Raw genomic sequence first — 25,718 nt, 5'->3', positions numbered from 1 at the left:
ATGTTATTCCTGCGCGGTGTTTGTATGAATAGGTTAAAGCGTGTTGTAGGTCATTCCCGTGAGGCAATGCCCGCGTGGATATCCAAACCGTCATGGCGAGGCGCTGTAGACCTTGTTGCATGGCTCGAAATCATTACAAAAATCGTCATTGCGAGGAGCGTAGCGACGTGGCAATCTAGAAAATAATAAATTTCATAGCATTGTTTGCTATTTTTTCTCTAGATTGCCGCGTCGAAACTACGTTTCTCCTCGCAATGACGGGATAAAATCGAGCCATGCAACAATGCCAATGCTCCGCAGAAATGACATCAAACATAAAAATATATGGAGGAAATAATGAAAAAAAATCCTAAAATATCATTAATCGGCGCGGGTAATATAGGCGGAACGCTTGCCCATTTAATTAGCATTAAGGAACTCGGCGACATAGTAATATTCGACGTGGCGGAAGATTTGCCGCAAGGTAAGGCTCTTGACCTTTCTCAAGCAAATGCGGTTACGGCTTCTGATATTACAATAAAAGGTACTAACGATTATAAAGATATAGAAGATTCCGACGCAATAATTATCACCGCCGGTTTACCGAGAAAACCGGGTATGAGTAGAGACGATCTTATTAGCGTTAATACTGCTATCATGAAGATAGTTGCGGAAAATATAAAAAAATATGCACCGAATGCTTTTGTTATAGTAATTACTAACCCGCTTGACGTTATGGTGTATGTAATGCTCAAAGAAAGCGGTTTGCCGCATAACAAAGTTATCGGCATGGCGGGTGTGCTTGATTCTTCAAGATTTAATTATTTCCTAGCTGTTGAATTTAAAGTATCCGTCGAGAATGTTACTAGCATGGTACTTGGCGGTCACGGTGATGCGATGGTGCCGCTAGCAAGATACTCCACCATATCAGGCATTCCGATACCGGATTTAATAAAAATGGGTTTATCTACCAAGGAGCGTATCGCGCAAATAATCGATCGTACTCGAAACGGCGGTGGAGAAATCGTTGGATTACTTAAAACAGGTTCTGCTTACTATGCGCCGGCAGCTTCGGCGATCCTAATGTTAGAATCTTACCTAAAAGATAAACGCCAAATTCTTACTTGCGCTGCTTACTTGCAAGGTGAGTATGGCGTACGCGATTTATATGTCGGCGTACCGATCATTATCGGTAAAAACGGTGTAGAAAAAATAATAGAAATAGAGTTAAATACGGAAGAAAAAATATTATTTAACAATTCAGTCAACGGCGTTAAGAAGTTGATTGAGGCGATTAAATAGTATTGGTTATTATTCTGCTTGTATCGGAAATTGCTGCAAAAGGGTTGGTATTCCCGTTCTCTATGTCATTCCCCCAAAGGCGCATATATGTCAACTTAAGCGATAAAAGTCTATAAAGTCCGTCATTGCGAGGAGGCATTGTTACATGGCTACCGGAATCGTCATTGCGAGCCGCTGTAGGCTTTGTTACATGGCTCGAAAATTGCTATATTTTGGGTATTCTTTAAAAGTACCGCGCTGTCATGCCGTGGCTTGACCGGCGTTGTTGGATGGATCGATAAAAGCAGCAATATGTCATTCTAGCTAAAAGCGGGAATCTAGAAAATATAAAAAAGTCATCCTGAATTTATTTCAGGATCTATTAAAAAGATGCTGAAACAAGTTCAGCATGACAAAAAAAGCCTGGATTCCCGCTTTTAGCTAGAATGACATCAAAAATTTGATCCATGCAACAACGCCGGCTTGACCACGGCATCCAGTTAGGCTTTTTAATTTTTTCTGGATAGCGTGGTCAAGCCCACTACTGTACGAACGTTGAAAAAAGGCTGTGTCATGCCGTGACTTGATCACGGCATCCAGGAAAATAAAGCCATATTAGACTTATTTTAGAATCTTTTTATGATATTATAAGCTGGACTGAAGTGGTCGTAGCCACGGAATGACAGAATTTTTACCTCTTTATTTAAACGTTCGTACAGTAGTGGGTCAAGCCACGGTATGACAATTTTAAGCGATTTTAACCATCTACGCAACAATGCCTCCTCGCAATGACAATCTCTTAAGTTAACACCCATGCGCAAAGGCGGGAATTCAAAAAATTAATTAAGCAAGAATTAAGGGTAAAAATCAAAGATTAACTGATACCGATTCTTCTTGTAAAAGTGCTTTTTCCTTTTTATATATATTTTCGTCTTCGTAATCCTTAAAAAAATATTTATCTTTTAAATATCCAAATAATAATAAATTTGAATTAGAATATTTTACAAAAGGTTTAGGTATGTGCTTATAATTTTCAACACGTATTATTGCATCCTCACAGAATGATATGCTAAAACTATATATGTCTTTATCAGAAAATAATTTATCGTCCGGTTGATAATAATGGCTAGATTCTCGTGGGTCATCCTCTGAAACTAGTTGAGAAGTAGAAAATTCTATATATGAACGATAATGAAATATATGATAGTAATATTTACTAACTTTGCTGTTTTTTTTAACTGTGAGCTTAAACGTAAAGCTATATGAACCTTTATAATCATCATATTCATCATCACTTGCTCCTGTAAGATAAGTTAATGCTGCATAGAGTTTAGGTAATATTAATGGATTCTCAGTTATTCTACGTCCAAAATGAAAATAGGCTGAATTTTCTATAGGTATAAATTTAAAGGGTCTAAAATAGTTCGTATCAGTTATTCGTTCAATTTCAATAACGGAGTCCGACCTTGCATAAAAAGTTTCTTTGAAGCTAACCATATATTGACTCCTTTTTATTTTTTGCATCTTGTAGTTTTATATTATATATATTAATACTACCTTTGTATATACTTAAATCTTTTTTTTTCAATATATTTTATTATACTTTTTTTAAATATTGAGTATAATCATCTCCAAGCTCATACCCCAAAAGATATAAAATATAAGTTATGGATAATACGGCGCAAATATTAAGACTGGCTGAAGAGAAAATTTTGTTAGTGCGAAATAGCCAAGAATTGCAACAATTTAAAGTAGAATTTTTAGGCAAGCAAGGTATAGTGACGGCAGAGCTTAAAAAGTTAGTTGCTTTAAATGAAACCGAGCGGAAAGATTTTGGTATAAAAATCAACAGCTTAAAAGAAGAAATACAGAATATTATAAGAACAAAACAAGATGTTTTAGAGGAAAAAGAGTTAAACCAAAAACTTGCGAGTGATAAAATTGACTTAAGCATTCCGGCTAGAAAATATAAACAAGGCTCAATTCATCCGATCACGCAAGCGACGGAAGAATTGATGCAAGTATTTTCAAAATTCGGTTTTTCTATCGAAGACGGTCCGACAATTGAAACAGACTTTCATAACTTTACCGCGCTTAATTTTGAAGATGACCATCCGGCGCGGCAAATGCACGATACTTTTTATTTAAAGGGACAAGAGGAGGGAATGCCTTTATTACTGCGTACTCACACCTCAACGGTGCAAATTAGAATGATGAAAAAAAGACCGCCGCCTTTTAGGTTTATAGCGCCGGGCAGAACCTATAGATCGGATTCGGATATAACTCATACCCCGATGTTCCACCAGATTGAAGGACTCGTCATTGATAAAAATATTCATATGGGGCATTTGAAATACGTTATTACTGAATTTATAAAAAGTTTTTTTGAGAATGTCGATATCGAGCTACGTTTTAGACCTAGTTTTTTTCCTTTTACCGAGCCGTCCGCCGAAGTGGATATTCGCACGCAAAAAAACGATAAATGGCTTGAGGTGCTTGGCTGCGGGATGGTTCATCCGAATATATTAAAAAATGTCGGTATAGATAGCAATATTTATCGAGGTTTTGCTTTTGGTCTCGGCGTAGAGCGTTTTGCAATGTTAAAATATAATATTAAAGATTTAAGGCAATTTTTTGAGGGCGATTTACGTTGGCTGAGACATTATAATTTTTCTAGTTTTGATATCCCCAATTTAGCAGCGGGGTTAACGAAATGAAATTTACTTTATCATGGCTTAAACAATTTTTAGATACGCAGTATTCAGTTCAACAAATTGCCGAGAGCTTAACCGATATCGGTTTAGAAGTTGAAGAAATAATTGACAAAAGCGAAGAGTTAAGAAGTTTTGAAGTGGCACATATTATATCTACTAAACCCCATCCATCAGCCGATAAGTTAAAGCTTTGCAATGTACAAACTAAAAATGGCTTAGTACAAATAGTTTGCGGTGCAAGTAACGCTAGAGATGATATTAAAGTAGTATTAGCAAGTATCGGCACGGAAATACCGAACGGTAAATTTAAAATTAAAGAATCAGTAATAAGAGGCGAGAAGAGCTTTGGCATGTTATGCTCGGAAGAGGAGTTATTACTATCGCCTGAGTCGGAAGGTATTATTGAGCTGCCGCAAAATGCTATAGTCGGAGAGAATTTTATTAAATATTACGGCTTAGACGATCCGGTTTTTGATATTAACGTTACTCCCAATCGCGGTGATGCTTTAGGGGTTTACGGGATTGCAAGGGATTTAGCGGCTAAAGGAGTCGGCACGTTAAAGGAGCCGGATATTCTAGAACTAACTAGTAAATATACGGCTACAACTAGTTTAGAAATAAAAGATAAAATAGCTTGCCCGTTATTTATTTTTCGAGAAATAAAAAATTTAAAAAATAAACAAAGCCCCGAATGGTTAAAAAAACTACTGCAAAATATTAAAGTAAAGCCTATTTCGGCGATAGTTGACGTTACAAACTATATTTCCTATAGCTTTGGTCAACCGATGCATGCTTATGATTTAGATAGGGTGAAAGGTGGGATTAGTGTTGAACAACTTAAATCGACAGCAAAATTCCAAGCTCTAAACAGTCGTGAATATGAATTACAAGCAGGGGATTTGGTAGTAAAAGACGCAAACGGTGTTCAAGCACTTGCCGGTATTATAGGAGGGGCAGCGAGTAGTTGCACTGAGGAAACCACGAATATTTTATTAGAAGCGGCTTGTTTTGATGCTAAGCTAATTGCTAGTAGCGGCAGGCGATTACAAATTGATACCGATTCACGTTACCGCTTTGAGCGTAATATTGATAGAGCATTTACTCCTAAAGCTCTAGATATTGCTGCTAATTTGATTTTATCAATATGCGGCGGTGAAGTATCAGAGATAGTAATAGAAGAGAAAAAAGAGGAGTTAAAAAAACCTTTAGATTTTCCGGAGGACTATTTAGAAAAAATTACCGGAATTAAACTAAGTATCAGAAAGATAGAATCTATTTTATATAAACTCGGGTTTGCTACCGATATCAAAGAAGATACTATGAACATCATCCCTTCATCGCGACATTACGATATAAATATTATAGAGGATGTAATTGAAGAAATTAATAGAGTTACGTTAAAACAACTTGGGCTTAATACTAATATTAAACTTAAAATTATAAAAGTAACTGTTCCCTCATGGCGTCATGATATAAGTATTTTAGAGGATATCGTCGAAGAAATTACCCGTATTTACGGCTATGATAAGCTAGAGAGTATTAAACTGCCGGAAATGGAGCAGGATAGAGTTATATCTAAAGAACAAAAAAGAATTTCTTCTTTTAAAAGAATATTAGCAGTACAAGGTTACGATGAAATAGTAACAAACTCATTTATGAGTAGCAAGGAAGCAACTTTATTTTCGGAAATAAAAGAAGAATTATTTTTATTAAACCCTATTAGTCGGGACAGCGATTATATGCGCGGTAGCATTATCCCGAATTTATTAAAGCTAGTAGAGAAAAATTTAACTAGATCAATCAAAAATATAGCATTATTTGAAATCGGACCTGTTTTTACGGGTGTTAAGCCGGAAGAGGAGTTAACTTTTTTATCAGGCGTTAGATGCGGCTCTTATAGCTTAAAAAATGCTCATTCGGCAGGACGCGCTTATGATGTCTTTGATATTAAAGCCGATTTAGAAATGATATTTGATTATGCCGGTCTTGCAATCGATAAATGTAAATTAAATCAGGCTACGTTACCGTATTTTTATCCGACAAGATCAGCAAGTATAGCTTTAGGTAAAAATTTAATAGGTTATTTCGGGCAAATTCATCCCAAAATATTAAAACATTTTAATATTGAAGAAGCAGTATTTGCTTTTGAATTAAATATTATGAGTATCCCTTTTACTAAAGCAAAATTCGGTAAAAGAGATGATTTTATCATATCAGACTTTCAAGCAAGTTTTCGAGATTATGCTTTTGTTGTGGACGAAAATCAACCGGTTGGGGAAATAATATCGTACATAAACGGCTTTAATAAAAAACTTATTAAGTCAGTCATGTTATTTGATATTTATGTAGGGGATAAATTGCCTGTGGATAAAAAATCCGTAGCTATTAAAGTTGAGCTGCAAGCAGATGATCGCACTTTAACCGAACAAGATTTAAATTTATTTAGTAAAGACTTGATAGCTAATATTGAGCAAAAATTTCAAGGAAAATTAAGGGAATGAAATTTTAGCGTTATCGGTGTATGGCTAGAATTTTCGATGTCATTCCTAGCTAAAGGCGGGGCGTTGTTGCATGGATGGTTAAAATCGCTTAAAACTTGTCATACCGTGGCTTGACCACGGTATCCAGAAAAAATTAAAAAGCCTGACTGGATGCCGTGGTCAAGCCACGGCATGACATCGCGGTACTTTTAAAGAATACCCAAAATATAGCAATTTTCGATCCATGCAACAAAGCCTACGGCTCCTCGCAATGACGGGTTTTTTTGTATTAATTTCCGAGCCATGCAACAACGTCACAATGGCGCGAGAATGACATCGATGTTTAGCTTACTTTAATAAAAAATTTAAGGAGACAAAATGGAAATAATTAATAAGAATGAAAATAACAACAGGTTAAAGATAATAATTAATACCAAATCATTAGTTCATGCTTTAGCGTTTGCCAGTTCCGTCGTCGAAAAACGTAACGTAATATCGGAGCTTGCAAATATTAAATTATTGGCAAAGGACAATATGTTAGAACTTAGTTCCACAAATATGGATTTATATTTGAGCCAAAAAATAGGTGTTCAGGTAGTAAATGAAGGGGAGTTAACGGTATCAACGAAAACTTTAAATGATATAGTTAAAAAACTTCCTGATACTGAGCTTACTTTAACTGATTTAGGTAAATCGGGATTGCAAATATTAGGTAAAAATTGTCATTTTAATTTGTTCACTCTGCCGGCATCCTCATTTCCGGTAATGGATAACATTCAGGTAGAAGCAAGTTTAAAAATCTCTTGCATAGATTTTGCTAAAATAATTGAATCGACAAAATTTTCAATTTCTACCGATGAAACCCGTTATAATTTAAACGGGATTTATCTACATGTGAAAGACGGCGAGTTTTGCGCTGCTAGTACCGATGGTCATAGGCTTTCGGTTTCATCTATAGCATTAAAAGAAAAAATAGAAGATTTCGGTATTATTATTCCACAAAAAAGTGCCGAAGAAATTTTAAAAATAGTAAAAGATGCCAAGAATATTCAAGCGGATATCGAGATTTTCTTAAGTGTGAACAAAATTAAATTTATATGTAATGAAGACACTATTATGCTATCCAAGCTAATAGACGGTACTTTCCCTGATTACGGGGCTTTTATTCCGGCGAGTAGCAACACTAAACTAGTGATTAACCGCAAAATATTTGCCGATTCTATAGATAGGATTGCTATAATAACGGTTGATAAATTTAAGGCGGTGAAATTAACTTTATCTGCGGAAGATCTTGAAATTAGTGCTACCGGTGAAGCAAGAGGAGACGCCAAAGAGACTATTGAATCTTCTAAAGAAGCAGAGGCTTTTTATGAATATGACGGTGCAGAGCCTTTAACAATAGGGTTTAACCCACAATATTTAGAAGATGTATTAAAAGCTAAAGCCGACCTAGTGGAGTTATATTTTATTGATGCTTCTTCGCCGGTGCTTATTAAATTCCCCGAAACCCCAAAAGATATTTTTGTCGTTATGCCGGTAAAAGTTTGATTTATGATGCGCTCCGGTATATATCAACATTATCAAGGCAAGCTTTATCAAGTTATCGGTATTGCAAGACATGCAACAAGGCCTTAAATAGGGAAGGGATGCCGTGTTTTAAATTCGTTTCCGAAACTCCTAAAGTTACCGGTAGTTGATTTATAATAATAAAATATAACTTGATTTATCTAGCTTAAGATTATATTTTATGCATTACTAATACAAATTTAGGAGTATTTTTATGTTGTTTAATTCAATTTCTGCTCCGTTATTATTAATCGGGCTTATTAATTTGGTGAAACCTAGATTAAATAAGCATAATAAACACACATGAGAATGCCGCATTTTCCGGTTCCAACCTGGAAAAATAACGACAAATACGATCTTGAAAATATTGCTATCTTGCTGAAAGCTTTAGGTGATCCTCATCTAAAGCTCCCGCCTGTTATTCATATAGCCGGCACTAACGGTAAAGGCTCAAGCGCAGCTATGCTTAAAAGTATTTTTACCGCCGCCGGTTATAAAGTACATGTCTATACATCACCTCATTTGCTGGAATTTAACGAAAGAATAGTAATAGCCGGCGAGAAAATTTCTGATTCGGAACTTTGGGAAGTTTGTGAGCAAACTAGGATAGCAAGCATAAAAGCAAATGTTGAATCGACTTTTTTTGACGGTACTACGGCAGCGGCTTTTTTAGCATTCGCAAATAATAAAGCCGACATATTAATTTTAGAGACGGGACTTGGCGGTCGCCTAGATTCTACTAATATAGTGCCAAATCCTTTAATTACGTTAATTACGCCGATTTCATATGACCATATAGAGCGGTTAGGGGGAACTCTGCCTTTAATAGCGAAGGAAAAAGCCGGTATTATAAAACCCTTTGTACCTTGTGTTATTAGCGCGCAGGTGGAGGAAGTTTATGAAGTGCTACTTACCAAAGCTGCAGCACTAAACTCACCGGCTTTTTGTTATGAATATGATTTTGGGATGAAAAAAACAGCTGAAGGTTTTTCTTACTTATCAAAAAATTTTACTTATGAATTTCCGGCTCCGTCTCTTCTAGGTGATCATCAATTAATAAATGCCGCTGCGGTTATTGCCGTAATAACCTTAATTAACAAGCAATTTAATATTGATAATAAAGCTATAGAAAAAGGACTCAAAAACACTATCTGGCCGGCGAGAATTCAAAAAATTGATCGACAAAAATATTCTAAATTAACAAAAAGTAATATACAGCTAAATTCAGAAAGTTTTAGACAAGATGAATTTAAGGGTGAGCTAAGCTACCGTACTAGAGTACGTGAGTACAGGCGAATCCAGAAAAATTCGCTTGTATCAAGCTTTATGAATGATGCTGTACAAATTTGGGTAGACGGTGCGCATAATAACGGCAGCGCGCAAGTGCTAGCCGCTTGGGCGTATGATAACCTTGAACCTCCAATATATTTAATACTCGGAATGACTAAAAATAGGAGTATTGAAGAATTTTGTTCGTATTTTAGGGGTTTGACAATTAAGGGGTACGGTGTTAAAGTATTATCCGAACCTTTAAGTTATAGCGCAGAGATAATTAGCCAAAGAGGAGAGAGGAGCGGTATTAATTTTGCGACAGCCGACTCGCTTGAGGATGCAATTAAAGAAATAAGTGCATTAAGCGGTAATAATAAAGCAAATATTATAATAACCGGCTCACTTTACTTAGCTGCCGATTTTTTTAAGTTGATCTAGATTTAAGTAGCATTTTCTTAAAAAGAAAATATAATAATACTAGACAATAAACTAGTTTACTTACATGCAAAATTCAATTACCGCCTTTGATGCTAAAACCCATTTTTCTAAGATACTTGATCGAGCTAGTAAAGGTGAAGAAATCTTAATTACTAGAAGAGGCGTTGCTGCTGCAAAGATTGTACCGGTTAATACTACACACGATATTGAGGTTGCAAAGCTAGCAGCTATAAGGCTTAGAAAACTTGCTAAGGAAATTAATTTACAACCTGCCGATTGGGAAGAATGGAAGAAATATAGAGATATAGGGAAGAAGTAATAATGACATCTTTTGTTTTAGATTCGTCAGTGACGCTTTCGTGGTTTATGCCTGACGAGATAGCAGATTTAAAAATATTAAATAAAACTGTAAAAGAGGGTGCAATTGTTCCATCAGTTTGGGGGCTTGAAATAGGTAATTCTTTACTATCAGCAGAACGCTCAGGACGTCTTACCACGATTCAACGTCATCAAGCAATTTACACCTTGAAAGATATTTATATAAAAGTTGATCAAACAACCTTAGAACATACTTGGCTTGAAACAATGGAATTAGCAGAACGTTATAAGTTAACACTTTATGACGCTAGTTATTTGGAATTGGCATTACGCTTTGGATTACCACTGGCAACCTTTGATAAGTTATTGAAAAATGCAAGTCAAGCTGCAGGGATTATTGTTATATAAATTAAATAGGAGAAAAATATATGGTTTACTGTACTAAATCTAATCAAACTTCTTATCCTTTCGTTTTACCGGATTTACCTTATGATAAAGATAGTTTCAAGCCGCATTTTACAGCCGAGACTTTTGACTATCATCACGGTAAGCATCATCAAACCTATGTTACCAATTTAAATAACTTATTAAAAGACGATACGGAATTACAAAAAATGGATTTAGAAGAATTAATAGCTCATTCTTCTAGCAATTCAAGCTATGCAATTTTCAATAATGCAGCGCAAATATGGAATCATAGTTTTTTTTGGCACTCAATCAAATCGAAAGGCGGCGGTAATCCTACCGGCAAAATATTAGAATTAATCAATAAAGATTTCGGTAGTTTTGAAAATTTCCGTGAGCAATTTAAAACGGCAGCAATAGGGCAATTCGGTAGCGGTTGGGCGTGGCTTATATATCATGATAATAAGTTACAAATTATAAAAACAGCTAATGCCGAAACTCCTATAGTTAATGGAATGAAGCCTATAATAGCTTGTGATGTTTGGGAACATGCTTATTATATTGATTATAGAAATAAACGCCCTGATTATGTTGATATCTTTATTAAACATATGATTAATTGGGAATTTGCCGAACGTAATTTAATAAAATAGTATACTCAGATAGAACTTCAAAAATTGCCTTACTCTTTTTGAAGTTGATCTTCGTATAGCAACAAGAGTATAAATAAGTCATGTCTAAAATCAAAGAAATGCAAGACGCGCAGCAAAACCCTATTGAATATATAGCTTTTAGCGGCGGCGGGGCTAAAGGTGCAATATATTCAGGTGCTTATGCAGCTGCAAAAGAATCAGGAATATTTGACGAAGTTAAAGCCGTTGCCGGTTCTTCTGCCGGTGCTATAACCGCAGCACTTGCTGCTACCGGTACAACCCCCGAAAAATTTGAAGAAATTTCTAAAAATACTAACATGCAGTCATTACTTGGGAAAAAAGGATTTTCTGCCGGACCGATTCAGATAAATAAAGACGGTAAACCCTTATATGATCTGTTAGAGAGTACGATCAAAGAAAATATAGGAAATTTTTTGCAAAGATCGGATATCGTAAATGTAGCAGATGATAAAGCACTTGATGAGCTACGAGAAAGATACCAAAATCAAGGAAAAATATATTTTAAGGATATAGCATTACTGCGACAATATGACCCTGTGCAATATAAAGATTTAGTCGTTACCGCAGTTCAAAAAGATACCGGCGAGTTAACTATTTTTAATAGTTTTGATACTCCGAATGTTGAAATTGCTTTAGCGTGCCGTGCTTCCGCCTCGATTCCATTAGTTTTTGAACCGGTAGAAATTGACGATAAGTTATATGTTGACGGCGGTTATAGGGATAATATACCGACAAAATATTTCTCCGGAAATGAACCGAAGTTTGACATAAAAGACGTAAGCGATGATATGGAGGAAATTACCTTAGCAAAAAAACAAGGAAGAACCTTAGCTATGGCTTTTGGTAGCGGTATGGAAGCCGATGCAAATATTGCTATATATAGTGCTAAAAAATTTGGAAATCCAAGTGAAGTTGTAAAGTTTTTAGCTGACATACTGTTTAAAACTCTTGCAAGAGTTAGTGGAAAATTTAAATATACCGAAACTTTAAAAGAGACTAATGAACAATTACGTGAAAATGCTTTAAATACCGTAGTTTTGAATACCAAGGGAGTAGATACCCTTGACTTTAACGATGCACAAAAATATGCCGATTATTTACATATCAAAGGATATTGTCAAACTAGAGAGTATTTAGATAACCATCAATTAGGTAAAGAAGCCGATAAAACATTTGAGCATCAAAAATTTTTATTAAATGTTTATGAGGCTTATAACAATAAAAACTTGAATAAGACTTTTGGGACGAAATTATTAGAGATGATAATTCCCTCAAATGAACAAAAACCTTCAAAATGGCAAGACGGTATTATTGAAAATCAAGAGGATAAAGCAAAGATGTTATTATCTTTTTGTAAACCCGGAGCATTATCACCTGAAGAATTGCAAACAAAGCTTAAAGAATATGTAATAGTTGCAGCACTTAGCCGCAATAATACTTTAAAAGCCGATACAAACTCATTAAAAACTTTGATTCATGGATTAAATGATGCTACTACTCCGGATAAAATAAAAGAAGATTTTATAAAATTACTTGCTATCGATAAAAATAAAGATGCAAGATTTGATAAAAATAAATCCTATAATGAAAATATCGCTAAATTTAAATTTAATAGTAAAGATTTTGAATTATTTCTTAATGTAAATAAAAGTGAAGCTTTAAAATTTCAAAATAAAACTGATAGAAGGATATGATAGGTATGGTGCCATACCGTGGCGGCGTGGATACCCCAACCGTCATGGCGAGACGCTTCTTGGCGTCGTGGCCATCCAGGCTATCCCGAATGTAATGAGGGATTTAATTAGAATACCAAAAAATTTATATAGGTGGCAAGTTTAGTATAAAAATTTATTTAACTAGATTGCCGCGTCGATGCTATCGCATCTCCTCGCAATGACGAGGTCACGCAACAATGCCCGCTCGCAATGACGTTTGGGGTATCCACGCAGCAATAATAACATCAAATTATAACTCTTCAAATGAATCTCTAAATCATATGCAAAGACTAGCCAAAGCAATTAGTAATTCCGGAGTGTGTTCTCGGCGCGATGCAGAAGGATTAATCATTGCAGGTAAGGTAAAAGTTGACGGTTCTATAATTGTATATCCTGCAACAAATGTTAACGATGACAATCAAATTGAAGTATCAGGAACATTAATAAATCAGCAGCAAGGAACAAGGCTTTGGATATATTATAAGCCTGTAGGTTTAATTACCACTCATAAAGACCCGTTAGCTCGAAAAACAGTATTTGAAGAATTGGTCGGTTTGCCTCGTGTAATTTCAGTAGGTAGATTAGATTTAAATAGTGAAGGATTGTTATTGCTCACTAATAGCGGTGATTTAGCAAGGCAATTTGAATTGCCTGCAAATAAAATAAAGCGTATATATAAGGTAAGAGCTTACGGAAACCCTCAGTCTTTATTAAATGGTAATTACCGCAATATAAAAATTAACGGTATATATTATAATCCGGAATCAATAAAGCTAATTCAGGAAAGCACAACTAATTCATGGTTTGAAGTAGTTTTAACTGAAGGAAAAAATCGTGAAATTAGAAAAATATTTGAATATTTCGGTTTAAAAGTTAATCGTTTAATCCGAACTCAATATGGGAATTTTACACTGGATAATCTTAAAGCCGGGGAGTATAAGGAAGTAAAATATATAAAAAGTTTACAAGTTATGTAATATTTTATACTTTTTATTGAAGGCTATTTAATTAAGTAAATTTTTAGGTAAATTATGCCCAGTTCTCTACTGCTTACTTCTCACTCATGCAATACTCAAGATTTAAAAGACTATATCGATTACTTAAAAGAAAATAATAATATTCCTTTTAATGATTTTATAAAAGATAAATATTATAAAGAAGATAATAATAAAATTATTGTTGCCAATTTAGCTAACCAAGAAATAAATGATTTAAATCTTACAAATGCCGATTTACAAGGAGTAATATTAAAGGAAGCTATATTTACTAACTGTAATTTTACTGATGCAGTTTTATGCGATACTGATTTAATGAACACAAAATTTAATGAGTGTCAGTTTATTAATACCGATTTAAGAGGCGCAAATCTTCATTATACAGATTTCAATTATACGGATATTAATGAAGAAACTTTAGAAATCAATAATTTATCTGAAAAAATTAACGGCATAAAAGTAGCTTTTTCTGATATTGAAAAATTAAATAAATATATAGATAAAGATATAAAAAATGAAAAGGATTTAACTGCAAAACAAAAAGAGTTAGAAGAAAAAAAAGACGACTTAAAAGCGTTACGACAAAATTTAGACAATCCGGGTATTTTGACGGCATTTGCTAATAGATTTTGGAATAGTGAAGAAAATATTAAGGAAGCTCGTCAAAAGAATTTATTAGCAATAGAAAAATTACAAAAAGAAGCAAATATATTAGAAACTGAAATATTTGCCTCCGATAATCTTAGAATGTTTTGCGGCAATAATATTGATACAATTTTTAAGCAATTATTAGATGAAAATATACCCGTTCAAACAGACCACTCTTACGGTATAGGCTCAAATGCACAAGAGAGAAGCGCTTTAAAAACTTCGATAAAATTAACAGAAGAAGAGTTTGAAACATATTTAAAAGAAGCTGCAAAGCATGAAGATAAATTATCTCTGATAGAATTTATTAGAAAGGAAAAAAAATTATCGGCGGACTTAAATATAATTCCCGATCTTTCAGACATAAATTTAGCCGGCAGAGAGCTTAAAAATCTTGACCTTAGGAAAGCTTTATTTGTCGGTGCTAACTTAGAAAATACTAAAATCATTAATTGCGATATGAGAGCGGCAAATTTTGAAGGAGCAAATTTGCAAGAAGCATTATTTGAAAAAGTTTTAGCTAGTGATACTAAATTTCTTTTTGCCGATTTAAAAGGAAGTATCATTAAAGATAGTGATATGTCTCGTGCTTATATGCCGAAAGTGAATTTATCGCAGTCAGAGATTAGTAATAGTAATTTTAATGCGACTATAATGATTAATGCCGATGCCCAAAAAGTAACTGTTAAAGATACAGAATGGAATCAATCTAACCTTACAGGGATATCTCTTGCTTATGCCGATATGCAAGATGTAAAAATGCGAGAAACAACCTTAACTAAAGGATTGTTAGATCAAGCTACTATAATTTCTTCAAATTTTGAAAAAGCTTTTATAGATAATGCACACGCTTTAGGAGTAAAATTTACTGACTGTAACATGAAAGGCGTTGTTGCAAGGGAATCTTACTTTAGCGATGCAGAGTTTAATGAGATGTTATCTTTAGAGGAAGCAGATTTTAGAAAGGCTGTTATGGAGAGGGTTAAATTGGTTAACGCTCCTATGGAAAAAGCTTTACTTGATCAAGCAAATCTTGCATTTGCCGATCTTACCGGAGCAACTCTTGAAAACGCAAGCGCACAATTTAGTAACCTAAGTAATGCTATTTTGACTAAGGCGAATGCAGAAGGTTTAAATATTTCGGATGCAATTGCCGCAAATATACAAGCTCGAGAAGCTAATTTGAAAAATCTTATTGCGGAAAGAGCAGTTATATCAAAAGGTGATTTTACTAAGGCAGTATTAGAAAACGTAAATCTACAGTGCGCAGACGCTACAGAATCTATATTTAAAGAAGCTAATCTTCGACGAGCTAATCTTAAAGGAACAAATTTAGGCGGAATTAATAAAGAAGCGGCAGACTTTGATAGAGCGCAAATAGATGACGGGACGCAACTACATGATACTAAGGGAGTTGCAAAAGGTCAGGTAGAATATCATAATGCAAACGGCACTAAAAATTTAGCAGAAATTAATGAAATAAGCGCATTGAAAGATAAAATTCATGCTCGAGAACAAAGCGGTTGGTTTTTAAAATCTACTATCGGACAATTTTGTACTAAAATCGGTAAAGGAGCTACGGAAGGAATTAGTAGCATTACAAATCTCCTGGCAAGTAAAAAAGCATTGGTAGCAGTTGCGGTGGTAGTGGGACTCGCAGTAGCAGCTGCTCCATTTGCCGTATTGCCTATACTTGCTGTAACAGGAATTGGAACCACAGCTGCAATTGCTTTAGCTGCAGGAGGTGCTATAGTTGGCACGGGAGCTGCAATTGCTACATATAAAATCACTCAAAAACCTTTACTTAAATTAAAAAGAAGCTTCTAAAAATTTAAGTGCAACTATAGATAAATATATCTCGCCGCCGCCTGAAGATATTGATGAAAAAGTAAAAGAAGCACAGCAAGCACGACAGAATTATGCTAAAGAAAATGAAAAAGCAAAAGCAAATAATCTAAACAAGGTTGAGAATAATATTGATAAATCTAAACAAGCAGCAATATTACGGCAACATAATGTTTTGCCTCCTAAGGTGAAGAGTAAGAAAGAAGATATTAAAATAGATAAAAGAGCAGTTGTTGGAGAACATACGCAAAAAGTTATTAGTAACAGTAAAAATCCCGGAAAAGTCAAGGCAAAATAAGTGTTAAAAATTATAGCCGGTAAGTATAAAAATCTAGTAATACCTACTTTAGAAAAAGCGAAATACAGACCCTCTACCGGCAAGTTTCGTGAAGCATTATTTAGTATCTTAAGCTCCGGAGAATTTATTGACTATAAATTATTTGAAAATAACATTAATGTTTTAGACCTATTTTCCGGTAGCGGTAGCCTCGCTTTTGAAGCTTTATCGAGAGGCGTCGGAACTATTACCTTGATCGATGCAAATCTTGAATGTCTGAAAGTGGCGAAAGAATTTGCTAAAACGTTAGGAGAGTCGGATAAAGCTTATTTTGTTAATATAAATGCTTTAATTCTACCCAAAGCTAATAAAGTTTTTGACCTCGTTTTTATTGATCCTCCATATTACAATAATATAGTGCCTAAAGTAATGAAGGAACTCATAAAAAATAACTGGTTAAAAAACGGCTCTATTATAGTTATTGAAATGTCTAAAACCGATAATTACCTATTAGATAAAGATGTAGAAATAATTAAAGATAAGGTATATGGTAAGAGTAAGTTACTTGTTTTAAGGTATACTTATGTTACGGTTGCGTGAAATGAGAAATGTCTAAAAGATGATGTCATTCCCGTGAAAACGGGAATCCGGAAAAATTATAGAGTCATGCTGAATTTATTTCAGGATATCCTTAATTAGATGCTGAATCAAGTTCAGCATGACAAAAGAAAGCCTGGATTCCCGTTTTCACGGGAATGACATTGAACACGCTTAACCTATCCACCTAACAACGCCTCGCAGTAATGACACTAACATAAGAATACATATATAAAGTATGAGCAAAGAAAAAAAACACTATACATGCTCAAATTGCGGTAATGTTAGCCTTAAATGGTCAGGTCAGTGTTTTGATTGCGGAGTATGGGGAACAATTCTCGAAGAAATAGTAAGCTCAAATAAAGCGCTTGTAAAAGCCGGTAGTAAACAAAATATAGAAAAACTCTCAAGCGTTGCGATCGAGCAATTACGTATCCCGACACCTATCCACGAATTAAATAGAGTTCTCGGCGGCGGGCTTGTTACCGGTTCCGCTATTTTAATCGGCGGTGATCCCGGAATCGGTAAATCAACTTTGTTATTGCAGTTGGTCGCCAGCTCATTTCCTATAAATATCAATTGCTTATATATCACAGGTGAGGAATCGCTTGATCAAATAAAACTCCGGGCTTTAAGGCTAGAGCTAGTAAATAAAGAAACAAATATTTTAGCTGCTACTAATTTAGAAGATATTATTTCAACCATTGAGGCAAATAAAGAAAATATTGATTTAGTAGTTATCGATTCTATCCAAACCATTTCAACAAAAGAATTATCTTCCCCGCCCGGTACTGTTTCTCAAATTCGTGCTTGCGCTTACGAACTAGTAAATTATGCTAAGCAAAATAATATTATTCTGCTGCTTAGTTGTCACGTAACGAAAGACGGGCAACTTGCGGGTCCTAAAATATTAGAGCATTTGGTAGATACGGTATTATATTTTGAAGGAGATCATAATAACCATTTTCGTATTTTACGTTCCTATAAAAATCGTTTCGGCGGAGTAGGGGAGATTGGTGTTTTTGAGATGAGTAGTACGGGTTTGACGGAAGTATCTAACCCGTCTGAATTATTTTTAATGAAACGCGATAAAAACGTAACCGGCATTGCAATTTTTGCGGGTCTTGAAGGATCAAGACCGCTACTTACGGAAGTTCAAGCGTTAATCGTGCCTTCAAATATGGTTACTCCTAGGCGTTCCGCCGTTGGATGGGATTTAAATCGGTTATCGATGATTTTAGCGGTGCTTAGTAGTAGAATAGGGCTTAATTTATCTGCTCATGAAGTGTATTTAAGCGTTGCGGGAGGTCTTAAAATTACCGAACCGGCTTCGGATTTAGCGGTAGCTGCCGCATTAATTTCAGCCGCAACGAATATAGCGGTACCGGAGCAGAGCGTATTTTTCGGGGAAATAGGTTTATCCGGAGAAATAAGAAAAACATCCCAAGCCAATGCTAGAATAAAAGAAGCCGTCAAGCTTGGATTTAATAAAATTATTTGCTCTAAGTTAGAAAATTTACAATATGATTTTATTTCTTCTGTTACTCATTTAAGAGAGTTAAAAGAGATAATAAAATAATATATACTGCTCGTCTTTCAAGAATTGTTGTTGCGTGGATAGGTTAAAGCATGTTCTATGTCATTCCCGCGCAGGCGGGAATCTAGAAAATTAATAGTCATCCTGAATTTATTTCAGGATATTTTTCAATAGATGCTGAAACAAGTTCAGCATGACCATTATTTTTCTGGATTCCTGCCTTCGCAGGAATGACATAAAGGGCAGCAGGAATGACATACGGCACTTTTTTAGAGTCACGCAACAATGCTGTAGGCTTTGTTGCATGGATGGTTAAAATCGCTTAAAACTTGTCATACCGTGGCTTGACCACGGTATCCAGAAAAAATTAAAAAGCCTGACTGGATGCCGTGGTCAAGCCACGGCATGACATCGCGGTACTTTTAAAGAATACCCAAAATATAGCAATTTTCGATCCATGCAACAACGCTCACTCCTTGCAGGAATGACATAAGGGCTTATTATGAATACACAACAGCCGGTAGTTTATGAAATAGAAAATCTAGAGGATGCTAGGAATTTTTTATTGTCTTGTGATGCTCCAATTATATTAACAAATAAGGCCGGTAGCACGAAATATTATGGGATGTTAGTTGTTGATTATATGTTTAAGCAATTAACTAAAGAATTTTTAGAGAAAATTGTAAAAATCATTGTAAATGTAGAAGATAATCATCCGGCATTATTTACGGCAATTAAGCTTAACTATAAAGATATAACATATACCGGTAATTCAGCTGAAGCAATAAAAATATATGAACTTCAAAGACATAGGAATAATAATTGCTAAAAAACCTTTAAAAGAAAATTCTTTTATTCTTACGGTTTTTACTGAAAATCATGGGTTATATTCAGGATTCACTAAAGAATCGTCTAAAAAAACTAAAGCGATATATCAAGAAGGAAATATTATAGACTTTTTTTGGCAGGCAAGGTTACATGAGCATATAGGGCTAGCAAGGGGCGAGCTTATTAAAGCTTATAGCGGTTTATTATTAAGTAATAAAGCTAAGCTTTATGCTTTCAATTCTGTTATCTCTTTAATTAAACTTGCCTTTCATGAGCGAGAAAGCCATCCTAATTTTTTTACTTTTCTGGTAGAATATTTGGGGAAATTAACAGAAAATTTTTGTTTCCGGAATTATATTAATTTTGAGCTTGCGATGCTAGCCGAAGCGGGTTATGAACTAGTGCTTGATAAGTGTGCAGTTACCAAGGTAACAAGCAATTTAAGTTACGTTTCTCCCAAATCAGGGCGAGCGTTATGTGAGGAAATAGGATTACCTTATCACGATAAGCTATTGATTTTACCAAGATTTCTAACTTTAAGCAATCATGAAATTACTTTATCCGAAAAAAAACAAGCCCTAACTTTAACCACTTATTTTTTTAATAGATATTTCTTTTATAATAATCAGCAGCCTTATGCACGGCAGGCTTTTATTGATTACATAATCAACTGATCCCCACTCGCCTACATCCTTGCTCGTCGGCTCGCCTATTAATTTATAGGCTTCGCTCCTCGCGCCTTGTATGCAAATGGAGCTGAGTTGATTATGTTATACTACACAATTTAAATATAAAATAATGAAAATTTTAGCATTTGATACGGCAAATAATAGCGCTTCCGTGGCACTTTCGGACAATGAAACTATCTTAGCTTATCAAGAAGAGCTTTCGCCTTCTAGACAAGCAGAAACTATCTTACCGATGATAGAAGACGTTCTTAAAAGCGGTAAATGCACCTATGATGATATTGATTATTTAGCCGTAACTAACGGACCGGGAAGCTTCACGGGTATTAGAATCGGTTTGGCAGTGGCTAAAGGTATTTTATTCGGTACAAAAATCAATAGGGTGGCGGTAAGTAATTTTGAATTTGCTTATTTTAGGGCAATAGAGCAGGTTAAAGATTATGATAAGATATACATATTCTTAAATGCTTATCGGGGGCAATTATATAGCCAAGTTTTTAACAAAATCGGTGAGGCAAGTAAGCCGGTGCTAATAGATTATGATTTTGCTATTAATCTGTTAGCACAAGAAAAAGGTAATATAGTTTGCGCCGGTAGCGGTGCAGAATTTATTTACTCTAAAATTAAGCATTTACTGAATTTAATAATCCTACCGCGTTTTGCCGGAGTCAAGGCATCAATTATTTGTAAATATGTAGCTGCCAAGCTCAATACAGGGCAAGATATAAACGATTCTATAGAACCTCTTTATATCCGCCCCCCTGATGCTAAGGTTAAAGTAACGCGAATTATGGATAATTCTTATCCATAGTTGGGGTTAAAAGTCAACTCTAAAAAGATAAGAATTTGCTATACCATGCTACGTTTTCTCCTATAGTTTGTATACTATCCCAGGTATTTTCAAATATATTTTGACAATAAGAATAATAGTTAGCGTCATTATTACTTGAGTCTATCTTATCTGTATCCTTGATATAAATAAATTTATTAAGTGCATCTTCATAACTCTCAGAATCTGAAGAAAGTTTCTTGATAAGGTGTTTTTCGCTATGCTGATTTTTACTTATCAACTTATTAATCACTACCGAATCATTATTAACATCTAATATTTTTATTAAGTTCTTTGAAGATTTTTTACTTAACGGTATATCATCTCCTGCAATTGATGATTTTAACTCCTCTTTCATTTTGTTAATAAATGGATTTATTAACTGAGCTTCATTATGTTTTTTACTACTCATATAAAACTTGCTAAGATTATCAGTCATTTTACGTGTAGAGTGAACCATCATGTTTATATTATTCTGATCTTTTGCCTTTGTGAAGTTATAATAAGCGGTAAGTGCCTTCTCCTCTAAAGGGGTTATTTCAGAGTGATGCTCCTTGAATATTTTTGAGATTAACGGTTTAACTAAATGATAATTATCTGTATTCTTAACGCTATCTTCTAAAGATGTTTTTCCTATATCTTTTTGAATCTCTAAAAACTTTTCTAGTAATTTTGAATCCTCATTTTTTACTAATTTATCAAGAATAGTTTTATTAATCGCGTTATCTTTGGAACATATTTTTAATATATCTTTTTGTAGTTGATATATGTCTTTAGCTTTTAAATGAGAGTTACTTTTTAAATTTAAAACATAATCAAGATATTTTTCAGGAGTAAGAGCTAGTATATCTTTATAAATACTAGAATCTAATTTGTCATGTTTTAGTTGTTCGTAGGCATAATGTTCATAAGGACTTATTTCATTAGAATTTAATATTTTTGAAGCTAACAACTTAATTGCGATAGAATTATCTGTATTTATTAGTGCTTCATATAAATCACTTTTATTATCAACTTTGTCTAAAACTTTTTTTAGTAATGATACAGAACAATCAGTTTTTACTAATTGTTTAATAATAGATGATCCTTCTAGGTTTTTTTGATCCCAATCAAATGTTGTATCTCCTAAGCACCGTTCTAATATAGGAGGTAATATATGGTACTGATCGAAACTATCGGATAATATCGCTAAAATATCAGAAAGTACCGTATAAGTGTTAGGATGAGGTGAATAAAGAGGATTGTAAGAGGGAGCAGAAGGATAGGGAAAAGTATTTTCTTCTTTTAAGCTAGAGGATATAGGTTTATTTATGTATTTTTCTTTGTTTGTAATGACCATAGTTATTTTTCCTTTTTAACTTATCTAAATATATTTTTCTAATTTATAAATCTCATTGGCGTTGTTGCATGGCTCGAATTTTCGATGTCATTCCCGCTCAGGCGGGAATCCAGAAAATTAATAGTCATCCTAAATTTATTTCAGGATCTTTTTCAATAGATACTGAAACAAGTTCAGCATGACAAAAAAAAGCCTATATCCCCGCTTTTGGGCGTTGTTGCATGGCTACCGGAATCGTCATTGCGAGGAGGCATTTATGCCGACGCGGCAATCCAGTTAAACATATTTTTATACTAAACTTGTTTAGTATTCTAATTAAATCCCTCATTACATTCGGGATAGCCTGGATTGCCGCAGCCACTTCGTGGCTTCGCAATGACGAGTTTTTTATTAATTTTCGAGCCATGCAACAACACCCCGCTTTTGCGGGAATGACATACGACACTTTTTTAGAGCCATGCGACAACGCCAATCTCATTAGAAAAATTGGATGATAATATAATACTATTTTTAAAAGAAACAAGGTAAAAGTTAATCTAAATTAACTTTTACCTTAATTGAAATTAATTATGTTTAATTTTTGCTTGTGCAGCAGCTATTCGTGCGATGGGGATACGGTAAGGGGAGCAGGAAATATAATCTAATTTCATTCGATGAAAAAAATCTATGGACGCCGGGTTGCCTGCATGCTCTCCGCAAGCACCGAGTTTTAAACTAGCTTTACTAGCTTTTCCACGTTTTATAGAAATCCCTATTAGTTCTCCGACTCCTTCTTCGTCTAAAATAGTGAAAGGATCAAAATCAAAAATCTTTTCTTCTAGATAATACGGAAAAAATGAAGCTACGTCATCGCGTGAAATACCATAAGTAGTTTGAGTTAAATCGTTAGTACCAAAACTAAAATAATCGACTTCCTTGGCTATTTCTCTGCTATTTAAAGCGGCTCTCGGTAGTTCAATCATGGTACCGATTATGAAAGAAAATTTATATTTATAGCGATTTTGTAGGTCATTCACTATTTCGTAGATATAAGATTTTAATTTTTTTATCTCATTAACATTGCTAATTAAGGGAATCATTAATTCTAAAATGCAATCTATATTTTCTGCGCGGTGTAATTCATACATAGCCGTAAAAATTGCTTCTATTTGCATCTGATAAATCTCCGGCGATGAGATACCTAAACGGCAGCCACGATGCCCAAGCATAGGGTTTGTTTCATGCATCGCATGCAAACGTTGATGAATTAAAGATAACGGTAAATTTAAATTATCCGCTAAATTTTGTTTGTCAAATTCGGTTGTCGGTAAAAATTCATGTAAAGGCGGATCGAGTAACCTAATATTTATCGGTTTACCTTGCATAATACGAAATAATGCCTTAAAATCCTCAATCTGCAAAGGTAATAGCTTATCTATTGCGTGTTTTCTTCTTTCTATGTCAGGGGCAATAATCATTTCCCTAACTAACGGAATCTTATTTTTATCAAAAAACATATGTTCGGTGCGGCATAACCCTATTCCTCTAGCGCCGAATTTTAGAGATACTGCCGCATCCAGGACGGTTTCGGCATTAGCTCGAACTTTTAAATGACTTATCTCATCAGCCCAAGTTAAAATTAATTCCGATTCTTCGGTAAAAACCGGCTGAATTAACGGCACTGCCCCTAAAAAAACTTTGCCGGTTCCACCGTCTATTGTTATCATTTCACCTTGTTTAATAGTTATACCGCCTGCTTTTAATAATTGATTTTTCTCGTCTATTATTAAATTATTCGTACCGCAAACACAGGGTTTCCCCATACCTCTTGCAACCACCGCCGCGTGTGAGGTCATGCCGCCTCTAACGGTTAAAATTCCGCTTGAGACATGCATGCCGTTGATATCTTCGGGGCTAGTATCATGCCGAACTAAAATTACTTTATGGTGATGAGACATTTTTTCGGCGTCATAAGGAGAAAAAACCACAATACCCGTCGCAGCTCCGGGGGAAGCCGGTAAGCCCTCGGTTATAGCAGTAAGATTTTGACTATAATCAATTCTTGTATGCAGCAGCTGGTTTAGTGATTCAGGATCGATGCGCATTATAGCTTGATCTTTAGAAATTAATTTTTCTTGAACCATCTGCACGGCAATTTTAATACTTGCAAGCGCAGTTCTTTTGGCACTGCGAGTTTGTAAAATATACAACTTATTATTTTCTATAGTAAATTCTATATCTTGCATATCAAGATAATGTAATTCTAGTTTTTTACAAATTTCTTCTAATTCGGCAAATATTTCCGGCTTTACTATCTGCATCGAAGGAGTTGAACCTATACCCTTTGAAACGATAGGGAAGGGGGTACGTGTACCGGATACGATATCTTCGCCTTGCGCATTTATTAAAAATTCTCCGAAGATTCCTTTTTCACCGGTAGAAGGGGAGCGAGTAAACGCTACACCCGTTGCCGAATTATCACCTAAATTACCGAAAACCATAGATTGGATATTGATAGCGGTACCGAATGTTTCACTGATATTATGAATTCTTCTATATATTACCGCTCTATTGCTCATCCATGATTGCAAGACCGCTTTAATTGCTGCTTCTAGCTGGCTGTAAGGATCGCTAATTAATTGACCGGTATATTTTATAATTATCTTTTTAAAATCTTCGATTATTTTTTCTAAAATTTCTATCGTAACATCGTTATCTCTATAAATATTGGCTTGAATCTTATGCGCTTCGTATATTTGATCAAATAAATCAGCTTGTATAAATAACACGGTCGAGCCGTACATTTCCAAAAACCGTTTATAACTATCAAGGGCAAAACGTTTATCATTGCTAGAAATAGCAAGTGCGGTGCAAACTTCATCGTTCATACCAAGGTTGAGAATGGTATCCATCATACCGGGCATGGAAATTGTTGAGCCTGAGCGTACCGATAATAATAAAGGATTCTTACTATCGCCGAAAATTTTACCGGTAGTTATCTCAAGCTTTTTAATAGCCTTTTTTAATTCACTGCTGAAATTTTTAGGAAAACTATGATTATGGTTATAAAAATAATTACAAAGTTCGGTAGTAATAGTAAAGCCATCGGGAATAGGAAGATTTAAATTAGACATCTCGGCAAGCCCTGCGCCTTTATTACCGAGTATATTTTTCATGCCGGCATTACCGTCGCTGCCGCTAGTCCCGAAATAGTAAATTAATTTATTCATATAGCAAAAATAATTATAACTATTTTATAATATAGTATGAGGGAAATAGCCGCAATAATAAATTAAGAATATATGAATTTACTGAA

At 34.6% G+C, this 25,718-nt stretch carries 25 protein-coding genes and 1 pseudogene; 18 read left to right on the top strand and 8 right to left on the bottom strand.

Going from position 1 to position 25,718, the window contains the following annotated elements; all coding sequences use genetic code 11:
• Both AAGD64_RS05725 and mdh read left to right on the top strand, forming a co-directional pair.
• Positions 1-186: a hypothetical protein gene (locus AAGD64_RS05725; protein WP_341792706.1), complete on the top strand. Its 186-nt coding sequence runs from the start codon at positions 1-3 to the stop codon at positions 184-186.
• Positions 187-336: 150 nt separating this feature from the next.
• Positions 337-1,281, top strand: a complete 945-nt coding sequence (mdh, locus tag AAGD64_RS05720; RefSeq protein ID WP_253307603.1) for a malate dehydrogenase — start codon at positions 337-339, stop codon at positions 1,279-1,281.
• Here the strand turns inward: mdh and AAGD64_RS05715 are convergent.
• The 4 genes from AAGD64_RS05715 to AAGD64_RS05700 form a co-directional block, all read right to left on the bottom strand.
• The gene (locus AAGD64_RS05715; RefSeq protein ID WP_341792705.1) at positions 1,274-1,420 is read right to left on the bottom strand and encodes a hypothetical protein; all 147 of its coding nucleotides are present in this window, start codon (positions 1,418-1,420) and stop codon (positions 1,274-1,276) included. The genes mdh and AAGD64_RS05715 overlap by 8 nt on opposite strands.
• A 281-nt stretch (positions 1,421-1,701) precedes the next feature.
• Positions 1,702-1,851 carry a hypothetical protein gene (locus AAGD64_RS05710; RefSeq protein ID WP_341792704.1) on the bottom strand — a complete coding sequence of 50 codons (150 nt, stop codon included), beginning with the start codon at positions 1,849-1,851 and terminating at the stop codon, positions 1,702-1,704.
• Positions 1,852-1,886: 35 nt separating this feature from the next.
• On the bottom strand, positions 1,887-2,075 hold the full coding sequence (locus AAGD64_RS05705) for a hypothetical protein (RefSeq protein ID WP_341792703.1): 189 nt from the start codon (positions 2,073-2,075) through the stop codon (positions 1,887-1,889).
• A gap of 52 nt (positions 2,076-2,127) precedes the next feature.
• Positions 2,128-2,757: a hypothetical protein gene (locus AAGD64_RS05700; RefSeq protein ID WP_341792702.1), complete on the bottom strand. Its 630-nt coding sequence runs from the start codon at positions 2,755-2,757 to the stop codon at positions 2,128-2,130.
• A 170-nt stretch (positions 2,758-2,927) separates the two neighbouring features.
• Between AAGD64_RS05700 and pheS the strand changes: the two genes are divergently transcribed.
• The 13 genes and pseudogenes from pheS (at position 2,928) to radA (ending at position 18,783) form a co-directional block, all read left to right on the top strand.
• Positions 2,928-3,977, top strand: a complete 1,050-nt coding sequence (pheS, locus tag AAGD64_RS05695) for a phenylalanine--tRNA ligase subunit alpha (RefSeq protein ID WP_341792701.1) — start codon at positions 2,928-2,930, stop codon at positions 3,975-3,977.
• A complete protein-coding gene (gene pheT, locus AAGD64_RS05690) occupies positions 3,974-6,475 on the top strand; it encodes a phenylalanine--tRNA ligase subunit beta (RefSeq protein ID WP_341792700.1) in 2,502 nt (833 codons plus the stop codon). The genes pheS and pheT overlap by 4 nt, the downstream gene beginning before the upstream one ends.
• Before the next feature lie 357 nt (positions 6,476-6,832).
• A complete protein-coding gene (gene dnaN / locus AAGD64_RS05685; protein ID WP_341792699.1) occupies positions 6,833-8,002 on the top strand; it encodes a DNA polymerase III subunit beta in 1,170 nt (389 codons plus the stop codon).
• Between the two features lie 3 nt (positions 8,003-8,005).
• The gene (locus AAGD64_RS10610; RefSeq protein WP_410526091.1) at positions 8,006-8,089 is read left to right on the top strand and encodes a DUF1653 domain-containing protein; all 84 of its coding nucleotides are present in this window, start codon (positions 8,006-8,008) and stop codon (positions 8,087-8,089) included.
• A gap of 234 nt (positions 8,090-8,323) precedes the next feature.
• Positions 8,324-9,730, top strand: a complete 1,407-nt coding sequence (locus AAGD64_RS05680) for a palindromic element RPE3 domain-containing protein (RefSeq protein ID WP_341792698.1) — start codon at positions 8,324-8,326, stop codon at positions 9,728-9,730.
• 64 nt (positions 9,731-9,794) lie between these two features.
• Positions 9,795-10,049 carry a type II toxin-antitoxin system Phd/YefM family antitoxin gene (locus AAGD64_RS05675; RefSeq protein WP_253307610.1) on the top strand — a complete coding sequence of 85 codons (255 nt, stop codon included), beginning with the start codon at positions 9,795-9,797 and terminating at the stop codon, positions 10,047-10,049.
• 2 nt (positions 10,050-10,051) lie between these two features.
• Positions 10,052-10,456 carry a type II toxin-antitoxin system VapC family toxin gene (locus AAGD64_RS05670; RefSeq protein WP_341792697.1) on the top strand — a complete coding sequence of 135 codons (405 nt, stop codon included), beginning with the start codon at positions 10,052-10,054 and terminating at the stop codon, positions 10,454-10,456.
• Between the two features lie 20 nt (positions 10,457-10,476).
• Positions 10,477-11,106 carry a superoxide dismutase gene (locus tag AAGD64_RS05665; RefSeq protein ID WP_341792696.1) on the top strand — a complete coding sequence of 210 codons (630 nt, stop codon included), beginning with the start codon at positions 10,477-10,479 and terminating at the stop codon, positions 11,104-11,106.
• 80 nt (positions 11,107-11,186) lie between these two features.
• Positions 11,187-12,821 (top strand): patatin-like phospholipase family protein, encoded by a 1,635-nt coding sequence (locus AAGD64_RS05660; RefSeq protein ID WP_341792695.1) that lies wholly within the window; start codon positions 11,187-11,189, stop codon positions 12,819-12,821.
• Between the two features lie 302 nt (positions 12,822-13,123).
• Complete coding sequence (locus AAGD64_RS05655; RefSeq protein WP_341792694.1) at positions 13,124-13,819, top strand: pseudouridine synthase; 696 nt, start codon at positions 13,124-13,126, stop codon at positions 13,817-13,819.
• 54 nt (positions 13,820-13,873) lie between these two features.
• A pseudogene (locus tag AAGD64_RS05650) lies at positions 13,874-16,057 on the top strand (pentapeptide repeat-containing protein); the annotation flags it as partial.
• A gap of 571 nt (positions 16,058-16,628) precedes the next feature.
• Positions 16,629-17,207, top strand: a complete 579-nt coding sequence (gene rsmD / locus AAGD64_RS05645) for a 16S rRNA (guanine(966)-N(2))-methyltransferase RsmD (protein ID WP_341792692.1) — start codon at positions 16,629-16,631, stop codon at positions 17,205-17,207.
• 235 nt (positions 17,208-17,442) lie between these two features.
• Positions 17,443-18,783 (top strand): DNA repair protein RadA, encoded by a 1,341-nt coding sequence (gene radA, locus AAGD64_RS05640; protein ID WP_341792691.1) that lies wholly within the window; start codon positions 17,443-17,445, stop codon positions 18,781-18,783.
• A gap of 97 nt (positions 18,784-18,880) precedes the next feature.
• Here radA and AAGD64_RS05635 read toward each other — a convergent pair whose 3' ends face one another.
• The gene (locus AAGD64_RS05635; protein ID WP_341792690.1) at positions 18,881-19,024 is read right to left on the bottom strand and encodes a hypothetical protein; all 144 of its coding nucleotides are present in this window, start codon (positions 19,022-19,024) and stop codon (positions 18,881-18,883) included.
• A 219-nt stretch (positions 19,025-19,243) separates the two neighbouring features.
• Here AAGD64_RS05635 and AAGD64_RS05630 point away from each other — a divergent pair, with 219 nt between their 5' ends.
• From AAGD64_RS05630 to tsaB, 3 genes are all read left to right on the top strand, one after another.
• The gene (locus AAGD64_RS05630; RefSeq protein WP_341792689.1) at positions 19,244-19,570 is read left to right on the top strand and encodes a hypothetical protein; all 327 of its coding nucleotides are present in this window, start codon (positions 19,244-19,246) and stop codon (positions 19,568-19,570) included.
• Positions 19,536-20,243 carry a DNA repair protein RecO gene (gene recO / locus AAGD64_RS05625; RefSeq protein WP_341792688.1) on the top strand — a complete coding sequence of 236 codons (708 nt, stop codon included), beginning with the start codon at positions 19,536-19,538 and terminating at the stop codon, positions 20,241-20,243. The genes AAGD64_RS05630 and recO overlap by 35 nt, the downstream gene beginning before the upstream one ends.
• Positions 20,244-20,367: 124 nt before the next feature.
• Positions 20,368-21,066, top strand: a complete 699-nt coding sequence (gene tsaB, locus AAGD64_RS05620; protein ID WP_341792687.1) for a tRNA (adenosine(37)-N6)-threonylcarbamoyltransferase complex dimerization subunit type 1 TsaB — start codon at positions 20,368-20,370, stop codon at positions 21,064-21,066.
• A gap of 19 nt (positions 21,067-21,085) precedes the next feature.
• Here the strand turns inward: tsaB and AAGD64_RS05615 are convergent, their stop codons facing one another.
• From AAGD64_RS05615 to ppdK, 3 genes are all read right to left on the bottom strand, one after another.
• Positions 21,086-22,423: a hypothetical protein gene (locus AAGD64_RS05615; RefSeq protein WP_341792686.1), complete on the bottom strand. Its 1,338-nt coding sequence runs from the start codon at positions 22,421-22,423 to the stop codon at positions 21,086-21,088.
• Between the two features lie 193 nt (positions 22,424-22,616).
• Positions 22,617-22,829: a hypothetical protein gene (locus tag AAGD64_RS05610; RefSeq protein WP_341792685.1), complete on the bottom strand. Its 213-nt coding sequence runs from the start codon at positions 22,827-22,829 to the stop codon at positions 22,617-22,619.
• Between the two features lie 157 nt (positions 22,830-22,986).
• Positions 22,987-25,632: a pyruvate, phosphate dikinase gene (gene ppdK, locus AAGD64_RS05605; protein WP_341792684.1), complete on the bottom strand. Its 2,646-nt coding sequence runs from the start codon at positions 25,630-25,632 to the stop codon at positions 22,987-22,989.
• Positions 25,633-25,718 lie beyond the last annotated feature (86 nt).

The sequence above is a fragment of the Rickettsia endosymbiont of Ceutorhynchus obstrictus genome (assembly GCF_964026565.1).
GTDB lineage: Bacteria > Pseudomonadota > Alphaproteobacteria > Rickettsiales > Rickettsiaceae > Rickettsia.
This window is presented reverse-complemented; position numbering and strand designations above follow the sequence as displayed.